Origin of the sequence: Bacillus sp. BPN334 (assembly GCF_008368885.1) — a bacterium.
In the GTDB taxonomy this organism is placed as follows: Bacteria; Bacillota; Bacilli; order Bacillales; family Bacillaceae_G; genus Bacillus_A; species Bacillus_A wiedmannii.
On sequence record NZ_QOZW01000038.1, the window covers coordinates 1 to 2,388 of the forward strand.

Here is a 2,388-nt window from a genome sequence, read left to right on the forward strand (position 1 = left end):
AGTAGGACGTCGCCAAGCAACTTTAAGACGAGTCAGAATGACTCGTCTTTTTTGTGTTTTAAACTTCTTATCAGCCTCAAGTAAGTAATCCTTATTCTTTTGACCCTCTCATATTCATTTTCTTTCATCATTTTTGATGTGTAGTTTAAGATTTTTTATTTTATTTTTTGTAGAAGCAATCTGTTGATGTGTTAAAATAGTGCAGTTGTTTTTTTGAGTACTTGAATATAAGAAGATTTAATTTTGAAAAAGGAGATAATATGAAAAAGATAGGTGTAATTACTATAGTAGTTTTAGTTCTTCTAGCAATTACTTATATGTTAGTCGGGAATTATTTTTATAATTATGCGTTGAATGCGAAACAAGAGAAAGAATTTTTAGAGGATAATCCTCACTTAGTGGAAACAGTGAATGCATCGGGAGGTATGTTCGCTACAAATGAAGAAAAGGATGCGAGCTTTGTCTCAAATCATAAACCTAATACACTACACATAAATTCTTTTGATAAGTTGAAATTAACAGGTTATGAATATATGAATGAACAATCTAGCCATAAATGGGCAATTGTAGTTCATGGATATGATAGTAAGGCATTGAAAATGACGAAATATATCCGGAATTTTTATGAAGAAGGATATAACGTCATAGCGCCAGATCTTCGTGGGCATGAAAATAGTGAAGGCAATTATATAGGGATGGGCTGGCACGATCGTAAAGATATTTTGATGTGGATTCAACAAATTGTACAGAAAGACCCTAATGCTGAAATAGCACTCTTTGGTGTTTCAATGGGGGGAGCAACTGTAATGATGACTTCAGGTGAAGAGTTACCTTCTAACGTTAAAGTTATTATTGAAGATTGTGGATACTCAACTGTTATTGATGAATTTACGTATCAACTAAAAGATTTATTCCATTTGCCAAAGTTTCCTGTTATGAATGCGGCAAATACAGTTACAAAATTAAGAGCTGGATATGATTTAGAAGAAGCTTCAGCTGTAAAACAAGTAGCGAAAAGTAAAACACCGATGCTATTTATTCATGGGGATGCTGATACATTCGTTCCCTATGAAATGTTAGATGAAGTATATAATGCTGCAAAAGTAGAAAAAGAGAAATTAATTGTTCCAGGTGCTGGACATGGAGAAGCCGAGAAGGTAGATTCGAATAAATATTGGAATACCGTATGGAAGTTCGTGGGGAGATACATTCCAGCGTAATTAGATTGTTTTAGATTTGTATATACGATAATCAGAAGGAAGTGTTTTTATACTTTTGATTATCGTTTTTTCTATTTAAAAACTCATTTTAGTTTGTGGTATATAAGGTTTGAAGCATAAATTTTTGAATTCCTTATTGCCAATGTTACAATAATTGAAAACTACATGTTAATGAGGTGTTTCTATGAAAATTGAAGTATGGTCAGATTTTGTATGCCCATTTTGCTATATTGGGAAACGTAGATTAGAAATGGCTTTAGAGCAATTTCCGCATAAGAAGGATGTTGAAGTCGAGTTTAAAAGTTTTGAATTAGATCAAAATGCTCCAATTTATTCTGGAACAAGTATTAATGAAGTACTTGCATCAAAGTATGGGATTAGTATTGAAGAAGCTAAGCGTAATAATATACAATTAGGCAATCATGCAGCTAGTATGGGGTTAAGTTTTAATTTTGATGAGATGAAGCCGACGAACACATTTGATGCGCATCGTCTTGCTAAATTTGCAAAGGATCAAGGGAAAGAAAAAGAGATTACGGAAAATCTACTTTTTGCATATTTCACTGAATCGAAAAATTTAAGTGATGTGGATACGCTTGCTACTATTGCTGAAGCTTCAGGTTTAGATAAGCAAGAAGCTTTACGTGTTATTAATGATAAAAGTGCATATGCAAATGATGTTAGAATTGATGAAGCGATTGCTCAGCAATATCAAATTTCAGGAGTACCTTATTTTATTATTAATCAAAAGTATGCTATTTCAGGTGCGCAACCACTTGAAACTTTTGTCGGTGCACTTCAGCAAGTTTGGGAAGAAGAGAATCCTGCATCTAAGTTACAAGAGCTTTCTTCAGAGGGTGGAAGCGATATGTCTTGTACGGATGAAAGTTGTTCTGTACCTTCAAAAGAACAATAGTTTTTATGATGGAATAGCAACCCATAGAGCGTTTCATGGGTTGCTTATCTATTCTTATAGAAGAGGTATATAAATAGATAAATTAATAACGTAAATAGGATTTTTAAAAAAATGAAGTTTTTTAGAAAAACATGTTGACGATTAAGGGTTAGAGGTGTAATATAGAACAAGTCGCCGATGCAATAACGCAGAACGCGGCAAACGAAATGAAAAACTTAGTTGACATTAACTAACGAAGATGTTAACATAAGG

General features: G+C 33.1%; 2 protein-coding genes. Both read left to right on the forward strand.

Features of this window, described 5'->3' with window-relative positions:
• Nucleotides 1-260: 260 nt before the first annotated feature.
• Nucleotides 261-1,220 (forward strand): alpha/beta hydrolase, encoded by a 960-nt coding sequence (locus tag DN393_RS31020; RefSeq protein ID WP_149174298.1) that lies wholly within the window; start codon nt 261-263, stop codon nt 1,218-1,220.
• Between the two features lie 184 nt (nt 1,221-1,404).
• Nucleotides 1,405-2,136: a DsbA family oxidoreductase gene (locus tag DN393_RS31025; RefSeq protein ID WP_064475995.1), complete on the forward strand. Its 732-nt coding sequence runs from the start codon at nt 1,405-1,407 to the stop codon at nt 2,134-2,136.
• Nucleotides 2,137-2,388 lie beyond the last annotated feature (252 nt).

Coding starts and splice junctions, on each gene's coding strand:
- DN393_RS31020 (WP_149174298.1), top strand. CDS start 261: ATGAAAAAGATAGGTGTAATTACTATAGTAGTTTTAGTTCTTCTAGCA.
- DN393_RS31025 (WP_064475995.1), top strand. CDS start 1,405: ATGAAAATTGAAGTATGGTCAGATTTTGTATGCCCATTTTGCTATATT.